This window comes from Mesorhizobium sp. P5_C1 (assembly GCF_054049815.1).
Genome location: NZ_JBFULQ010000008.1, coordinates 1 through 14,984 on the forward strand (window position 1 = coordinate 1; position 14,984 = coordinate 14,984).

At 64.2% G+C, this 14,984-nt stretch carries 15 protein-coding genes; 7 read left to right on the forward strand and 8 right to left on the reverse strand.

Features of this window, described 5'->3' with window-relative positions; genetic code table 11:
* Positions 1 to 228, forward strand: a 228-nt coding sequence (locus ACXJ7R_RS01685; protein WP_457150286.1) for a cupin domain-containing protein, incomplete at its 5' end; no start/stop codon positions are given.
* A gap of 212 nt (positions 229 to 440) precedes the next feature.
* Here the strand turns inward: ACXJ7R_RS01685 and ACXJ7R_RS01690 are convergent.
* Both ACXJ7R_RS01690 and ACXJ7R_RS01695 read right to left on the reverse strand, forming a co-directional pair.
* The gene (locus ACXJ7R_RS01690) at positions 441 to 929 is read right to left on the reverse strand and encodes an RrF2 family transcriptional regulator (protein WP_095091225.1); all 489 of its coding nucleotides are present in this window, start codon (positions 927 to 929) and stop codon (positions 441 to 443) included.
* Positions 930 to 1,069: 140 nt separating this feature from the next.
* A complete protein-coding gene (locus ACXJ7R_RS01695) occupies positions 1,070 to 1,699 on the reverse strand; it encodes a glutathione S-transferase family protein (protein WP_457150287.1) in 630 nt (209 codons plus the stop codon).
* Between the two features lie 161 nt (positions 1,700 to 1,860).
* Between ACXJ7R_RS01695 and ACXJ7R_RS01700 the strand changes: the two genes are divergently transcribed.
* Complete coding sequence (locus ACXJ7R_RS01700; RefSeq protein WP_457150288.1) at positions 1,861 to 2,559, forward strand: SDR family NAD(P)-dependent oxidoreductase; 699 nt, start codon at positions 1,861 to 1,863, stop codon at positions 2,557 to 2,559.
* 308 nt (positions 2,560 to 2,867) lie between these two features.
* Here the strand turns inward: ACXJ7R_RS01700 and ACXJ7R_RS01705 are convergent, their stop codons facing one another.
* The gene (locus ACXJ7R_RS01705) at positions 2,868 to 3,167 is read right to left on the reverse strand and encodes a hypothetical protein (protein WP_457150289.1); all 300 of its coding nucleotides are present in this window, start codon (positions 3,165 to 3,167) and stop codon (positions 2,868 to 2,870) included.
* 255 nt (positions 3,168 to 3,422) lie between these two features.
* On the opposite strand from ACXJ7R_RS01705, the gene ACXJ7R_RS01710 reads away from it, so the two are divergent.
* Positions 3,423 to 5,045 (forward strand): ABC-F family ATP-binding cassette domain-containing protein, encoded by a 1,623-nt coding sequence (locus ACXJ7R_RS01710; protein WP_457150290.1) that lies wholly within the window; start codon positions 3,423 to 3,425, stop codon positions 5,043 to 5,045.
* A 13-nt stretch (positions 5,046 to 5,058) separates the two neighbouring features.
* On the opposite strand, the gene ACXJ7R_RS01715 is transcribed toward ACXJ7R_RS01710, so the two are convergent.
* Positions 5,059 to 7,599: a bifunctional diguanylate cyclase/phosphodiesterase gene (locus ACXJ7R_RS01715; protein ID WP_457150291.1), complete on the reverse strand. Its 2,541-nt coding sequence runs from the start codon at positions 7,597 to 7,599 to the stop codon at positions 5,059 to 5,061.
* Between ACXJ7R_RS01715 and ACXJ7R_RS01720 the strand changes: the two genes are divergently transcribed.
* Entirely contained in the window at positions 7,598 to 7,879 is a 282-nt protein-coding gene (locus ACXJ7R_RS01720) for a hypothetical protein (protein WP_457150292.1), read from the forward strand. The two genes, ACXJ7R_RS01715 and ACXJ7R_RS01720, sit on opposite strands and share 2 nt — an antisense overlap.
* Here ACXJ7R_RS01720 and ACXJ7R_RS01725 read toward each other — a convergent pair.
* Positions 7,876 to 8,769 carry a LysR family transcriptional regulator gene (locus ACXJ7R_RS01725; RefSeq protein WP_457150293.1) on the reverse strand — a complete coding sequence of 298 codons (894 nt, stop codon included), beginning with the start codon at positions 8,767 to 8,769 and terminating at the stop codon, positions 7,876 to 7,878. The genes ACXJ7R_RS01720 and ACXJ7R_RS01725 overlap by 4 nt on opposite strands.
* 102 nt (positions 8,770 to 8,871) lie before the next feature.
* Between ACXJ7R_RS01725 and ACXJ7R_RS01730 the strand changes: the two genes are divergently transcribed.
* The 3 genes from ACXJ7R_RS01730 to ACXJ7R_RS01740 are packed head-to-tail and all read left to right on the forward strand — an operon-like array spanning position 8,872 to position 10,778.
* On the forward strand, positions 8,872 to 9,630 hold the full coding sequence (locus ACXJ7R_RS01730; protein ID WP_457150294.1) for an SDR family oxidoreductase: 759 nt from the start codon (positions 8,872 to 8,874) through the stop codon (positions 9,628 to 9,630).
* Between the two features lie 7 nt (positions 9,631 to 9,637).
* A complete protein-coding gene (locus ACXJ7R_RS01735) occupies positions 9,638 to 10,534 on the forward strand; it encodes an SDR family oxidoreductase (protein ID WP_457150314.1) in 897 nt (298 codons plus the stop codon).
* 31 nt (positions 10,535 to 10,565) lie between these two features.
* A complete protein-coding gene (locus ACXJ7R_RS01740) occupies positions 10,566 to 10,778 on the forward strand; it encodes a tautomerase family protein (protein WP_457150295.1) in 213 nt (70 codons plus the stop codon).
* 68 nt (positions 10,779 to 10,846) lie between these two features.
* Here the strand turns inward: ACXJ7R_RS01740 and ACXJ7R_RS01745 are convergent, their stop codons facing one another.
* The 3 genes from ACXJ7R_RS01745 to ACXJ7R_RS01755 all read right to left on the reverse strand — a co-directional run bounded on the left by ACXJ7R_RS01745 (position 10,847) and on the right by ACXJ7R_RS01755 (position 14,916).
* Entirely contained in the window at positions 10,847 to 11,740 is an 894-nt protein-coding gene (locus ACXJ7R_RS01745) for a hypothetical protein (RefSeq protein ID WP_457150296.1), read from the reverse strand.
* Positions 11,741 to 11,921: 181 nt separating this feature from the next.
* Positions 11,922 to 13,580 (reverse strand): acyl-CoA synthetase, encoded by a 1,659-nt coding sequence (locus tag ACXJ7R_RS01750; RefSeq protein ID WP_457150297.1) that lies wholly within the window; start codon positions 13,578 to 13,580, stop codon positions 11,922 to 11,924.
* A 193-nt stretch (positions 13,581 to 13,773) separates the two neighbouring features.
* Positions 13,774 to 14,916 carry an NAD(P)/FAD-dependent oxidoreductase gene (locus ACXJ7R_RS01755; protein ID WP_457150298.1) on the reverse strand — a complete coding sequence of 381 codons (1,143 nt, stop codon included), beginning with the start codon at positions 14,914 to 14,916 and terminating at the stop codon, positions 13,774 to 13,776.
* Positions 14,917 to 14,984: the final 68 nt, after the last annotated feature.

Here is a 14,984-nt window from a genome sequence, read left to right on the forward strand (position 1 = left end):
CATCCGACCTCCGCCTTCATCTATGCAACGGTTCTGGAAGGCTCCATCCGCAGCCAGGTCAATGACGGCCCGGTCAAGGTCTACAAGGCCGGCGAGAGCTTTTCGGAATTGCCGGGCGATCGCCACAGTGTGAGCGAGAACGGCAGCAAGACCAAGCCCGCAAAACTACTGGYAGTCTTCGTGGTCGACACCAACCAGAAGGAACTGACCTATCCTGTCAAGAAGTAGGCCGACCAGGCAAGTAGGCCGGGCGCCCATCCTTGCGTCCGGCCGTGCCGGTAGGCTGAAATCATGCCGGCGAGTCAATGTCGGGTGATCACCGCCCAGTGCTCTCCACGCTCCCGTGGCCGGCATTTTCGCGTGGCATCCTCAGGGTGCCCGATGGCCCGCCTGTTGTCTGTAAGAAGGACTAGCCATCCGTCACGATCTGCCATTTCCATTCATCCGGCGCGCTCCAGCACCCATTCAAAGCTGCTCTTCCAGAGTTCGGCTGGAATCTCCTGCGCCAGGGCCTCGGTGAGATCGGAAAGCTTGACGCTGCGCAATTTTGCCCGCCAGGCCTCGTCGGCTTCCCACATGATGCGCGACACCGCGCAAGGGCTGCTTTCGCAATAGTCCTGCGGACGGCATGGGTTGTTTGCGCGGATGTTGTTGCACACGAACGTCGGCGTCTTGCCCTCGACCGCTTCGACAATATCCAGGAAGGTCAGTTCAGCCGGTGTCCGCGCCAATCGATATCCACCTGACGGACCCAGCGTCGTATGGACCAGCCCCGCCTGCGACAGGCTTTGCAGGGCCTTGGAGAGATACTCCTTGGGAAGGCCGTGGAACTCGGCAAGCGCTTTTGTCGAGAGATAGCGCCCGGCAGGCAGGCCTGCGAGAATGGCGCAGCAGTGCAGCGCCCATTCGACTTGGCTTTTCAGGATCATCGATGAATTCCGGGGTCGATACTGACCGAGCTTTATTAAGGATACAAAATATCCCTATTCTCCTGCGGTGTAAACAGACGGGTTCCCGGTCCCGCTTGAGTGGGGTTTCAGCATCGTCCGCAGGGCAAGAGGTAAGCCGTTCAGGCCCCGGAATGCGGGTCAATGCTGTAGGGATGGACCGGATAGCCGGGACCGATGGCGTCGCGCACGCGGCCAATCCACCCCATGACCGCCGGATAGTCCGCCAGCGAGAAGCCGCAATCCTCGGCGCGATGGCTGTAGGCATAGACAGCGATATCGGCGATCGTGAAGTCGTTTCCGACGAGAAACGGGGTGTCGCCAAGGCTGCGGTTCATGGCGGCGAGGGTGCGGGCTCCGGCTTCGCGCTTGCCTGCAACCATGCCCTGGTTGCGCTCGAGGCGTCCGGTCAAGGTCCAGAAGCGCAGCGAGCCGATGACCGGTTCGACATTGTACTGTTCGAAGAACAGCCACTGCATGACTTTGGCGCGCTGATAGCGGTCCGCCGGCAGAAGGGGCGTCCCTTCGGCGAGGTAAGTCAGGATCGAATTGGATTCGGCGATGGCACTGCTGTCTTCGAGCTGGAGCACCGGTACGGCACCGGCAGGATTGAGTTCAAGGAAGGCGTCGGTGTGGCTCTCGCCCTCGAAAATCGAGACCTTGCGACTGTCATAGGGGATATTGAGCAGCCCGAGCAGAACCCGGACCTTCCAGCCATTCTGCGATGGCAGATAATCATGAAGCGTGAGCATGGCTGGTCCTCGTGATGGATCAACCATCGCATGGCGTGCCGCCCGGCCACCACCCGATTCCTGCACGCCATCGCATGAAGACTGCGATCCCGGCCACCTAATAAATCACTTCTGCTCGTGCCATCTTTCTCCCGAAGCAATCGACATCCCAGGAGCAGCACATGAACACGCAATCCAGCAAGGTCGCGCTGGTTACCGGCGCCAATCGCGGCATCGGGCTCGAGACCGGGCGCCAGTTGGCGAAGCTCGGCTTCACCGTTCTGCTCGGCGTGCGCGACCTCGCCAGAGGCGAAGCGGCGGCACGAGGCCTCGATGGCCATGTCGAGGCCATCGCGTTCGACGTCGCGGCGCCCGACGCTGCGGCATTGGCGGCGGCGGATGTCGAGCGCCAGTTCGGCCGTCTCGACGTGCTGATCAACAACGCCGCGATCCACTACGACGCCGGTTCGCGGGCCTTGCTGCCGGACTGGACGGTGATCCGCGAGGCGTTCGAGACCAATGTCTTCGGTGCCTGGCGGGCTGCGTCCGCCTTCGCGCCGCTGCTCAAGGCCGGTGGCCATGGCAGGCTGGTTAACGTTTCTTCCGAGGGTGGTTCGCTGGCCTCGATGGGGGCGGGGGCGCCGGCCTATTCGACATCGAAGGCGACGCTCAACGCGCTGACCTGCGTGCTGGCGGCTGAACTGCGCGGCGCCGGCGTCCTGGTCAACGCCGTCTGCCCGGGCTGGGTCGCCACCGACATGGGCGGGCCGGGCGGGCGCCCCGTTGCGCAAGGAGCAGCGGGCATCGTCTGGGCGGCGACCTTGCCGGACGAAGGGCCGACCGGCGGTTTCTTTCGCGACGGCAAAAGGCTGCCGTGGTGACGGATGGTACCCTGACCAGGCGAGATGGTGGTCTGTACGAACGCGGGAATGATCGGCCGGCTCCAATCGATGTGTCGCGCAAAGCACTTCAACATCTGAATCGTTGAATTGCGCTAACATCTTGGTTTCACACAATTGCAGCGAAAGACGGTTCCGCACTTTTGCCGAAACTGCACGCAAGAAAAAGCCGCCCTCGCTTTTGCGAGTGGCGGCCTCTCCTGGGAGGAAGCCAGAAAGAAAGCGCTATCAATAAGCCTTGCAGTGCTTGTTGCCGGTGTGCTTGTGGCTGTGCTTCCTGAGATATGATCTCACTCAGCCTCATCGTCCGGCGTCACCCCAAGCAGCTCCAGAGCGTTGGCCAGCGTCCTGATGCCTTGCGCCTGCTTGCGCTCGGCACAGAAGCGGATGGCTGTCTTCTGCAGTGTCGTTGCCTCGGCGACCTCGGCTGTCTCGGCTTTGGTCTGGATGACTTCGTCGAGTTGATGACTGAGCCGGTCGCAGTGCTCGCTGCGGGTGATGGCGGCTTTTGCTTCCGACGGTCCGATCGCGGTGACGGCAAGCGACATGCCGAGCAGGGCACCCGTCCATCCGTTAGAACCTCGTTGCATTGCCGGTAACATCCGTTGGCGTTGTGCCGCGACCATTCCGGCTGCAGCGGGGATGCTTATGCCAGCCAATCTTTTCGCCAGTTTTTCCGAACTGTTGAATCTTGTTTCTGGATTGTGTCCGGGGACGGTCTTGGCTTCTCCCACAAGAAGGAGGGAAGTGTTGCCGCTGCGGCGCTTGTGCCTCTTCCTCTGGCGCCCGCCATCGCGTATGGCCCCGGGGAAAATCCTTCCAAGTTCCAAGCCCCCGGAAATCGCATGATCAGACTGGAAAGCATCAGCAAGCAGAATGGCCGTCAGCTTGTCTTCATCGAAGCGTCGGCGGCGCTGCAGAAGGGCGAGAAGGTCGGCCTCGTCGGCCCCAACGGCGCCGGCAAGACGACGCTGTTTCGCATGATCACCGGGCGGGAACAGCCCGACGAAGGCCAGGTGCAGGTCGATCGTGGCGTCACCATCGGTTATTTCAGCCAGGATGTCGGCGACATGGAAGGCCACAGCGCGGTGGCCGAAGTGATGAACGGCGCCGGGCCGGTGAGCGACGTGGCGGCCGAGATGGCCGCACTCGAGGCCGCCATGGCCGACCCCGACCAGGCCGACCAGATGGACGACATCATCGCCAGATATGGCGAGGCGCAGCACCGTTTCGAGGAGCTCGATGGCTATGCGCTCGACGGCCGCGCGCGCGAGGTGCTCGATGGCCTGGGTTTCAGCCAGGAGATGATGGACGGCGATGTCGGCAAACTCTCCGGCGGCTGGAAGATGCGCGTGGCTCTGGCCCGCATTCTTCTGATGCGGCCCGACGCCATGCTGCTCGACGAGCCGAGCAACCATCTCGACCTCGAAAGCCTGATCTGGCTGGAATCCTTCCTGAAGAACTATGATGGCGCATTGCTGATGACCTCGCACGACCGCGAGTTCATGAACCGCATCGTCAACAAGGTGGTCGAGATCGACGCCGGTTCATTGACAGCCTATTCCGGCAATTACGAATTCTACCAGCAGCAGCGGGCGATCGCCGACAAACAGCAGCAGGCGCAGTTCGAGCGCCAGCAGGCGATGCTGGCCAAGGAGATTGCCTTCATCGAGCGCTTCARGGCGCGCGCCTCGCACGCCGCCCAGGTGCAGAGCCGGGTGAAGAAGCTGGACAAGATCGACCGCGTCGAGCCGCCCAAGCGCCGCCAGACTGTGTCGTTCGACTTCCAGCCGGCGCCGCGCTGTGGCGAGGATGTCGTGACGCTGAAGAGCGTCCATAAGGGTTATGGCAGCCGCAGCGTCTATGAGGGGCTCGATTTCCAGGTCCGCCGCCGCGAGCGCTGGTGCATCATGGGCGTCAACGGCGCCGGCAAGTCGACGCTGTTGAAGCTGGTCGCCGGTGCGTCCGAGCCCGACGCCGGCACCGTGGCGCGCGGCCCAAGCGTCAAGATGGGCTATTTCGCCCAACACGCCATGGAATTGCTGGAAGGCGAGCGCACCGTGTTCCAGACGCTCGAGGACGCGTTCCCGCAGGCCGGCCAGGCGCCGCTCAGGGCACTCGCTGGCTGCTTCGGCTTTTCCGGCGACGAAATCGAGAAGAAATGCCGGGTGCTGTCAGGCGGCGAGAAGGCGCGGCTGGTGATGGCGCTGATGCTGTTCGACCCACCCAACCTGCTGGTGCTCGACGAGCCGACCAACCATCTCGACATCGCCACCAAGGAGATGCTGATCACGGCGCTTTCGCAGTATGAAGGCACCATGCTCTTCGTGTCGCACGACCGGCATTTCCTGGCGGCGCTTTCCAACCGCGTGCTGGAACTGACGCCAGAAGGCATCCACACTTATGGCGGTGGCTATACCGAATATGTCGAGCGGACGGGGCAGGAAGCGCCGGGGCTCAGGAGCTAAGGGCGCCGAGCCACTACCCCGCGGCCAGCCATTTGCGCGACTGGGCAAAGGTCTTGAAGGCCTTCGCCTCCATCGGGCGGCCAAGAAAGTAGCCTTGCAGGATATCGCAGCCAAGCTCCTTCAGGATGCGCGCGTGCTCCATCGTCTCGACGCCCTCGGCAACCACTTCGATGCCGAGCGATTTGCCGATCTCGATGATCGACGACACCAGCTGCCGCTGGGCCATTGAGCCAGTGATGGGCGTGACCAGTTGGCGGTCGATCTTGAGGCGACGCGGCCGCAACTTGAGCAGCGAAACGATCGAGGCATAGCCGGTGCCAAAATCGTCGATCTCGATGTCGATGCCGAGCTCCTTGATGTGCTCGATGTTCCAGGTGACGAGATCGTCGTTCTCGTCGAGGAAGATGGACTCCACCAGCTCGAACGACACGGTTCCTTCCTTGATGGCGAGCTCGCGCAAACCCTTGATCAAGTCCTTGTCCTCCAGGCGCCTGGCCGAGACGTTGACCGAGACACGCGGGATGTTGAGGTGGCTGCGCGACCAGCGCTCGAAATTCTCCAGCGCATCCTTGAGGACGATGCGGTCGATCAGCGCCACGACATTGAGCTCTTCGGCCACCTTGAGATAGGCGTCGGGGGCCAGGATGCCACGCCGCGGGTGCTTCCAGCGCGACAACGCTTCGACGCCGACGATCTCGAGCGTCCTGGCGTCGAACTGCGGCTGGTAGTAGGCGACGAATTCATCCCGCTCCAGCCCGCCCAGGATCTCGTCGGCGACCTGCTTGGTCCGCACGATCTCGCTCTGCAGTTCCTCGTTGAAGAACTCGTAGCGGTTGCGGCCACGGCCTTTCGCCCGGTAAAGCGCGAGATCGGCGTTGACGAGCAACTGCTTTGCGTCGACGCCGCTGTTGGCGGCAATGCCGATGCTGACCCCGAACCGGCACTGATGGCCCCGGTAATAGACAGGCTGGCGCATCTCCTCGATGATCCGGTCGGCGAGTGCCGAGAGTTCGTCGTCGTCACGCCCATGGCTCACCACGACGAACTCGTCGCCGCCGATGCGCGCAACGAAATCCGCGGAGCCGGCATTGGCCTTGATGACCTTCGAGGCATGGATAAGCATCGCGTCGCCCGCTGCGTGCCCGAGCGTGTCATTGATCTGCTTGAAGCGGTCGAGGTCGAGATGCAGCAGCGCCATGCGGTCGTGTTGGCCGGTTTCGGCCAGCATCTCGTCGAGATAGCGGCGGTTGGGCAGGCCGGTCAGTGAATCGTGCAGCGCCACATGCTCGATATGCGCCTTGGCGAGCTTCAGCTCGGCGTTCTTCGATTCCGACAGCTGGCGCTCGCGAATGAGGTTCTCATTGAGCAGGACGTCGCTGGTCACGTCCCATTCGGCGCCGATCAGCTTGGGCGTGCCGCCGATGTCCTGGAAGAAGCTGGCGCGCGTGCGCACATGACGGACGGCGCCGTCGGGGCGCAGGAGCCGGTATTGCGAGAAGTAGGGGCCTTTTGTCGTCGCGGCCGAATCGAAGTCCTGCTTTGCCCGCTCGATGTCCTCTGGGTGGATCGCCAGCGCCCAGTCGTTATAGCCGCGTGGCTTGCCGTCGGCCGGCTTGCCATAGATTTCGTTGACGCGTTCGTCCCACAGCAGTTCGTTGGTGGCGAGGTCGTGCTCCCAAACGCCGATGCCCGAGGCGTCCAGCGCCAGCTCCAGGCGACCGGACAGGCGCCTCAACTCGGCGTCGTTCCTTTGCCTTTCGCCAAACAGCCGCCCGGCCACGAGAATCGGCAGCACCACCAGCGCGCCGGCAAATGCCATGAGCGCCCGCAAGGTCCATTGATTTTTCGGAGCCGCTGGCCAGCCGTCCTTGGGGATGGCCGAAATCTGCCAGGAACCCGAAGGCAACTGCACATCGGCCGATACGGGCTTGCCGGCGACGACAGTGCCGTTGCCGAAGAAACGTTCGCCCCCGCCGCCCAGCGCATCCTTGCCGGTCAGCGCGACATCGATGTCGAGATCGGGGTCGGCCAGTCCGCTTGCCGCGTAGAGCCGGTCGACATCGACGACTGCCGAGACGATGCCCCAGAAGCGGTCGCCGCCTCCCGCCGTCGGCACGAAGACCGGGATGCGACCGATGAAGCCGCGCCCGCCTTGCGCCAGTTTGACCGGTCCGGCAAATACCAGCACGCGCTGGTCGCGCGCCCGAAGCGCTGCCAGGCGTTGCTCCTCGTTCTTGCGGTAGTCGAGCCCGATTGCCTTCTCGTTGCCTTCCATCGGGTACATCAGCGAGATGACCAGGTCGGGCGCGCCGGCGATGTTGTGCAATTGCGATTTCTGCTCGAACAGATTGCCTGCGAGCGACGCAAATCTCTGCTGGCCCATGTAGGGCTCTGTAACGATGGCCGAGACGAGCCCCTGAACAAGCTGGAGATTGCCGTTTATGTTGCCTTCGAGCTTGGCGCGGATGACGTTGACCTTGGCCAGCACATCGGCGCGCGCCAGTTGGTCGGAGACCTTCCTGTTCTGCTGGTCGGCAACGACGGCGCAGACCATGAGCACAACAAAGGCTATTGCCGCCGGCAAGTTGGCGGAAGAAAAAATGGCCTGTCTCAAGCGGCCGAGACTGTATCGCGTTGTGGCCAATTCGACCCGGGTACCTTTCCTGGACAATAGCTCGTCGATCGATCCTAGTAGCAAACGCTTAAATTTAACCTTCCAGGCCAGCCTGAAGTTTCAACATCGTGCCAATGCCGGCATTTTAGCTCGCAGGCTGAACCAATGCATAGCGGGCTGGCGCCGTTTGGACTTCTTCACGGTCGATGCCGGCCGCTAAAGGTTCGCAACTGCGAAGATGCGCGATGCCCAGTCGAGGAAGACGCGAAGCCGCGGCGAGAGCTGCCTGTTCTGCGGGTAAAGCGCCGACAGCGGCGTCGGCGAGGGCGGGTAGTCGGCCAGCACCTCGACGAGCGTTCCATCGGCAAGGTCCTTCTCGAAGCGATAGCGCGGTGCCTGGATGAGGCCGAGCCCAAGCCGTGCCAGATCGGCGGCGGTGTCGGAATTGTTGGCGGCGACGCGGCCCGGCAACCGGACCTCGCGGGCCTTGCCGGCGACGGTGAATTCGAAGGGCAGGGTCTCGCCGGTGCGCGACGAGACGAAGCCCACGGCCTGGTGACCGTCCAACGCATCGGGGGAGATCGGCATGCCGTTGCGTTCGAGATAGGCGGGACTGGCGCAGGTGATCTCGCGGATCATCGCCAGGCGCCGCATGATCATGCCGCTGTCGGGCGGCTCGCCGACGCGTATCACACAGTCGACGCCCTCGCGCACGAGATCGACCAGCCTGTCGCTCTGGCCGATCTGCAGATCGATGCGGGAATAGCGGGCGAGAAACTCGGGCAGGCGCGGCAACAGGAATGTGCGGGTGAGCAGCGTGCTGGCGTCGATGCGCAGCAGCCCGTAGGGCTCGGCATTGCGGAAGGCGGCCTCGGCATCCTCGATCTCGGCGAGGATGGACAGGCAGCGCCGGTAATAGGCTTCGCCGTCTTGCGTGGCGTTCACCTGCCGCGTCGTTCGCTCCAGCAGGCGCGCGCCGAGATGCTCTTCGAGCCGCCGGATCGCTTCCGTCGCGGTTGAGCGCGGCAGGCCGAGATCTGCCGCGGCGGCGGTGAAGCTGCGCCGCTCCAGGACGCGAACGAAGAGCCGCATGGTGTCCAGACGATCCATGGTCTTTGTTCGCAGTTTCCGAATAGTCATGTCAATAGGCGGCTGATTATCCGGAGGATGGCTTGGCCTATATCCGTGTCACCAACAACGCGGAGACCTTCCATGACAAATCAGCAGACAGACACGGGCACTCAAACCAGAGCGGCGATTGTGACCGGCGCCTCCAAGGGCATCGGTGCCGCCATCGCGCGGCGGCTCGCCGGCGACGGTGTCGCTGTCGTCGTCAACTACGCACGGGGACGCGCTGAGGCCGAACAGCTTGTCCGGGCGATCGAAGCCGGCGGCGGCAAGGCGATCGCCGTGCAGGCCGATATCGCCGATCCGGCCGGCCTCACCAGGCTGTTCGATGCCGGCGAGAAGGCGTTCGGCGGCATCGACATTCTCGTCAACAATGCCGGCATCATGAAGACGTCGCCGATCGCCGAGACCGATGACGCTTCTTTCGACATGCAGATCGCGATCAATCTCGGCGGTGTGTTCCGCGGCATGCGGGAAGGTGCGCGCCGACTTCGCGACGGCGGTCGTATCATCAACTTCTCAAGCAGCGTCGTCGGCCTCTACCAGCCGGGTTACGGCGTCTACGCCGCCACCAAGGCGGGCGTCGAGGCGATGACCCACATCCTGGCCAAGGAGCTTGGCGCGCGCCGCGTCACCGTCAACGCGGTGGCGCCCGGACCGATCGAGACCGCCCTGTTCACGGACGGCAAGAGCCAGGCGCAAATCGAGGCCATCGGCAAAATGATCCCGCTCGGCCGGCTCGGCCAGCCCGACGACATTGCCGGGCTCGTGTCGTTCCTGGCCGGGCCGGATAGCGGTTGGGTCAACGGGCAAATCATCCGCGCCAATGGCGGCGTGGTCTGAGGAGACAATCATGCAACAGACAATTTTGATCACAGGCGCTTCCAGCGGCTTCGGCGCGATGACGGCGCGGGCGCTCGCAAGCGCGGGCCACACGGTCTATGCATCGATGCGCGACCCGGCGGCGCGCGGCGGTGCGGCGGCCGCCGAGATGGAAGAATTCGCTCGCGACGAGGGCGTGGCGCTCAAACCCATCGCGCTCGATGTGACCTCGGACGCCTCGGCCGAGGCGGCCGTGCGCCTGATCCTCAGCGAGACCGGCCGGCTCGACGTGCTGATCCACAATGCCGGGCACATGGGGTTTGGACCGACCGAGGCTTTCGCGCCCGAACAGCTGGCGCAGCTCTATGACGTCAACGTCGTCGGCACACAGCGCGTCAACAGGGCGGCCTTGCCGCTTATGCGCTCTCTTGGCAGGGGCCAGATGATCTGGGTTGGCTCGAGCAGCACGCGCGGCGGCACGCCGCCCTTCCTTGCGGCCTATTTCGCGGCCAAGGCCGGCATGGATGCACTGGCGCAGAGCTATGCGCTGGAACTCGCCCGCTTCGGCATCGAGACGACCATCGTCGTGCCGGGCGCCTTCACCAAGGGCACCGAGCATTTTCATCATGCGGCAGCGCCGGCGGATGCGGAGCGCGCCGCGCTCTACTGGTCCGGCCCCTACACCGGCGTCGATCAGCAGGTGCTGAAGGGGCTGGCCGCACTCGAGCCAGCGGATGCCGATCCGACTGATATCGCGGCGGCCATCGTCGACCTCGTGGCGATGCCGCACGGAAGGCGTCCGCTGCGCGTGCACGTCGACCCCGCGGACGATGGTGCGGCGGTCGTCAATGGCGTCGCCGATCGTGTCCGCGCGCAACTCATGGAACGGATCGGTCTTGCCGACCTGCTCCATCCGACTGCTTGAACCCAACCCTCAAAGACCAAGGAAAACGATCATGCCATTCGCCAACATCAAGATGCCGCAAGCGGCTCTCTCCAAGGCGCAGAAGGAAGACCTCATCCATCGAACCACGGCAATGTTCGTCGACTTTTTCGGCGAAGGCGTCCGGCCCTACACGATGGTGCTGGTGGAGGAGGTCGCCGACGGCGGCTATGGCCGTGCCGACGAAGTCTTCGTCGTGCCGGAGGCCTATCGCGCGAGGGAGTAGCGCCCGAACCGCGCCTTACCTTGGCCGGCGGGGCTGAGGAAGGCGCGGCGCCGACACGCCGGGAGGGCCTACTTGCCGGCCATGTGATCGGCAAGCTCCTGGGCCTGGGCGAGAAGCGCCGGGAAGACCGGCTCGCCCGGCAGGTGCTGGCCCACACAGGCGCGATAGTCGGCGTCACCTTTCTCCCAGGCGGCATTGGCGGCGTCATACGACTTTTGGTCCTTGAGGTCCGAGGCTTGGTAGGCCTCCTGGAACTTCTGGGCGGCGGCATCGGCCGAGGCCCACAAGGCGTCGCAGGCGGCGATCTTCGGAACAGGCGGTGCCGCAGGGGCCGAGGCGATCATGACGCTGTTGCCCTTGACGAGCGTGACGATGACCTGCTGGTCGGGGTTCGGTCCTATGTCCTGCGCCCAACCGCCGAGCCGCGCAAAGGCGATGTCGGCGCCTCCAGGCTTCTTCAGGGGAAAGTCGAGCGTCCCCGTGAACGCGGCGTCGCTGTTGATCGCCTGGGTATAGAAGGCATCGAGCTTCAGCGCCGCATCGATGCCGGTGGGCAGTCTGAAGCTCGTATCCATCTCGGCGGCTCTGGACTGGAGCCACCGCGCGAGAAGCCCCCGCGTCGTTGCCACCAGGCTCGGGTCGTCGTCGCCTTTGCTGTACCGCAACCCGTCCAGCATGCCGAACCCGATATCGGCATCGCTCAGGCTTTCGAGATTGATCGTGCCGGTTGCCGGAAAACCTGAAACCGCCAAGGGGCCGAGAAGGGCTGAAAGCCGCTTTTCCAGATCGGCCAGCGCTTTCGTCCCGGCGGCATCGAGCGTTTCCACGGGTTCGTTCGCGCTTTCCAGCGCTGCGATAGCGGAAATCGCCTTGTCGCGTGCGGCGATATAGTCGTCCTCCGGCGAGGCCGCGAAAGCGGCTCCGGTCATGAGTGCGAACACGATCATCCAGACCAACCGCATGACATAGCCCCCTTATGGCGATCGACAGATTGGGAGCCATCAAGCAGCTTTGCGGCTATTGCGCGGCAGTACCGTCGACGCCAAGCATTGTATGCGTCGGCCGGCCCTCCGCTGTCGCTCCGGGCGTTCGTTGTTCGGAAAGCCAAGCAATTGGCTTTCCGTCCGCTTTGCGGACCACACCTCACCCCTTCCGCTTCTCCACCTCCGCCTTCCTCAGCAAGAACCGCTGGATCTTGCCGCTCGGCGTCTTCGGCAATTCGGTGACGAAGTCGATTTCGCGCGGATAGGCGTGGGCCGAGAGCCGCTTGCGGACGTGCTGTGCCAGTTCCTCGGCCAGTTCCGGGCTGCCGCGAAACGAAGATGCCAGGATGACGAAGGCCTTGACGATCTCGGTGCGCTGCGGGTCGGGCACGCCGACAACCGCTGCCTCGTTGACCGCCGGGTGTTCAATGAGCGCGCTTTCGACGTCGAACGGGCCGATGCGATAGCCCGACGAGGTGATGACGTCGTCGGCGCGGCCGATGAAGCTGATCGAGCCGTCGGGCTCGAACTCGACCGTGTCGCCGCTGCGGTAGTAGCCGTCCGAAATCGCCGGTGTTTCCGCCTGGTGGTAGCCGTCGAACCAGCGCAGCGGCGAGTTGGCGATGTCGACGGCGAGGATGCCGGGCTGGTTGGGGCCGAGCTCCTGGCCGGCCTCGTCCAGCACGACGATGCGGTAGCCCGGCATGGCAAAGCCGGCCGAGCCCGGGCGCACCGGGTGCGACAGGCCGTGATGGTTGTTGACCAACATGCCGTTTTCGGTCTGGCCGTAATGGTCATGGATCGGCACGCCGAGATGGGCGTCGAACCAGCGGATGACTTCCGGGTTGAGCGGCTCGCCGGCACTGCTCACCACGCGCAGCCGGCCCTTGATGCGGGCGGCGGGCGCCGCGCCTTCGGCCAGCAGCAGGCGGAAGGCGGTCGGCGAACCGGCGAGGCTGGTGATGCCGAGGCGCTCGATGATGTCGTAGGTGCTGTTGGCGGTGAAGGCGCCCTCGTTGAAGGTGGTGGCGATGCCGAGCAGCAAGGGGCCGGTGATGGCGTAATACAGGCCGTAGGCCCAGCCGGGATCGGCGATGTTCCAGAAGACGTCGTCGGGCCGCAAACCGATCGCATCGCGCATATAGGTGCCGAAGGCCAGCAGCGCGCGCAGCGGCACCGGCACGCCCTTGGGCAGGCCTGTCGTGCCCGAGGTCGACATCATCATGAACAGGTCGTCGCCTTTGCGCATGACCAGCTCGCAGGACGTCGAGGCGGCGGCAAACGCGGCGCGGAAATCGATGTCGCCCGCCGGCAAGGTCTCGCCAGGGGCAAGGATGGTCGCCACGCGGGGGCAATCCTCCACCTCGTCCAGCTTGCCACGATTGGCGGTGTTGGTGACGACGAGTTTTGCGCCGCTGGTCTTCAGTCGGTGCTCGATGGCTTTCGGGCCGAAGGCCGTGAACAGAGGCTGGTAGACCGCGCCGATGCGCCAGGTGCCGAGGATAAGCGCGACCAGTTCGGGAATACGCGGCAGCATGCCGGCGACGACGTCACCGGGGCCGACGCCGGCCACCTTCAGCATATTGCCGACGCGCGCCGACATATCGCGAAGATCATCGAAGCTGAATTCCCGCAGCTCGCCTTTGGCGGAGACCGCGCGCAGCGCCAGCCGGTTTTGCCCGGCGTGGCGATCGCAGCATTCGACGCAGGCATTGATGCCGGTCGACGGGTCGCCATGAAGGCGCGCGACTTCATCCTCGATACGAAAGCGCTGAACGGCATCCGCGTAGCGCGGCAAGCCGGCCGAAGCTCCAACCATCGCAGCATCCCTCCGTGGTGGCGTCCTCGTGGACCATCGTCATTGCCGACAGGATAGCCAAGATCACACCCATGGTCGATGAGGTGATCGCCGCGAGGCTTGATGCAACGGGGCAGGGGCTCGCCTTCCCGCTTCGGGCGCCAGGATCGCGCCGAGGGGTATCCGGCCCCCGAGTGCTCTTCATCCTCTGGCCCTAGAGGCCGAACCAGCGCGAGCGGCGGCTCGATCCAAAAGTCTCCTTGTCAGCGCGCAGCGCCACCGAGGGCTCGTAGTAGGTGCCCGTTGGTGCTGGGCCTGAGAAGAAATCGACCTCGACCTTGCCGATGCGGCCGCCGCCGAACTCGATATAGCAGGTGCCGAAGCCGTCATAGAGCGCGCCGCTGCCGCTCTGGCGCAGTTTTGCGATGAGCCCGGTGGCAACGGCGCGCGCCGCACCCTCGGCGAACACGCCGGCCTTGGGCGTGCCGGTGTTGGCGCCGTCGCCTACGGCATAGACATTCTCGTATCTTGTTTCGAGCGTACGCGGATTGACCGGGATCCAGCCGTTCTCGGCCATGCCGCTTTCCAGCACCACTGGCGGCACGCGATGCTTGGGAACACCGAGGAAGAGATCGAACGGCATTTCCGTGCCGTCGTCGAGCACCGCCACATTGCGGGCATTGTCGACGGAGGCGACGCGCCTGCCGGGGACGAACTTGATGTCGCGTTCGGCAAAGGCCGCCAGCAGCGCTCGCGAGGTGTCGGGCGAGGGTGGTACCGGGCTGCCCAGCGGCAGCACCAGGGCGATCTCGCAGGCCTCGCGCACGCCCTGCCTGACCAGATAGTCGTGCAGCATCAGCACACATTCGCTGGGCGCCGGTGGGCACTTGTAGGGCGCCCCGCAGACGCCGACCATCGCCTTGCCTTTTCTGAAGGTAGGCAGCATGTCGCGCAGCCGCTCCGCTCCCGCCACGGTGTAGAACTCGTTGGTTCCCGAGAGCCCTGGCGTGCCGTCGAAATCATATTCGGCACCCAGCGCGACGACGAGGTGGTCGGCGTCGAACACGCCGTCATTGGTGGTCACCCGGCGCCTTTCGGGATCGATCGAGGTTATCGTGCGCTTCAGCATCCTGACGCCGGGCTTGGCGTAGCTTTTGTAGGGCAGGCGCACGGCCTGCGGCGTCTTCAGTCCGAACATTACGTCCAGCTTGGAAAAGCCGAACACGAAGGAATCGCTCTGATCGATCAGCGTCACCTCGATGCTGTCGCCCATCGCTTCGGAAAGCAGCGTCGTCAGTTCCAGGCCGCCGAAACCAGCTCCCAGCACGACGATGCGCGGTTTGCTTGCAGTGTTCATCTTTGTTCCCACCAAGGTTTCCCGGTTGATCGATCATTCCCGTCGTGGCGGCGGGACTTCCCGTGTCC

What these genes read in the sequence shown, in the direction of transcription:
- ACXJ7R_RS01755 (WP_457150298.1), bottom strand. Translation starts at nt 14,916, where the DNA reads ATGAACACTGCAAGCAAACCGCGCATCGTCGTGCTGGGAGCTGGTTTC.
- ACXJ7R_RS01750 (WP_457150297.1), bottom strand. Translation starts at nt 13,580, where the DNA reads ATGGTTGGAGCTTCGGCCGGCTTGCCGCGCTACGCGGATGCCGTTCAG.
- ACXJ7R_RS01745 (WP_457150296.1), bottom strand. Translation starts at nt 11,740, where the DNA reads ATGCGGTTGGTCTGGATGATCGTGTTCGCACTCATGACCGGAGCCGCT.
- ACXJ7R_RS01740 (WP_457150295.1), top strand. Translation starts at nt 10,566, where the DNA reads ATGCCATTCGCCAACATCAAGATGCCGCAAGCGGCTCTCTCCAAGGCG.
- ACXJ7R_RS01715 (WP_457150291.1), bottom strand. Translation starts at nt 7,599, where the DNA reads ATGGTCTGCGCCGTCGTTGCCGACCAGCAGAACAGGAAGGTCTCCGAC.
- ACXJ7R_RS01690 (WP_095091225.1), bottom strand. Translation starts at nt 929, where the DNA reads ATGATCCTGAAAAGCCAAGTCGAATGGGCGCTGCACTGCTGCGCCATT.
- ACXJ7R_RS01720 (WP_457150292.1), top strand. Translation starts at nt 7,598, where the DNA reads ATGAGCACAACAAAGGCTATTGCCGCCGGCAAGTTGGCGGAAGAAAAA.
- ACXJ7R_RS01700 (WP_457150288.1), top strand. Translation starts at nt 1,861, where the DNA reads ATGAACACGCAATCCAGCAAGGTCGCGCTGGTTACCGGCGCCAATCGC.
- ACXJ7R_RS01705 (WP_457150289.1), bottom strand. Translation starts at nt 3,167, where the DNA reads ATGCAACGAGGTTCTAACGGATGGACGGGTGCCCTGCTCGGCATGTCG.
- ACXJ7R_RS01730 (WP_457150294.1), top strand. Translation starts at nt 8,872, where the DNA reads ATGACAAATCAGCAGACAGACACGGGCACTCAAACCAGAGCGGCGATT.
- ACXJ7R_RS01725 (WP_457150293.1), bottom strand. Translation starts at nt 8,769, where the DNA reads ATGGATCGTCTGGACACCATGCGGCTCTTCGTTCGCGTCCTGGAGCGG.
- ACXJ7R_RS01695 (WP_457150287.1), bottom strand. Translation starts at nt 1,699, where the DNA reads ATGCTCACGCTTCATGATTATCTGCCATCGCAGAATGGCTGGAAGGTC.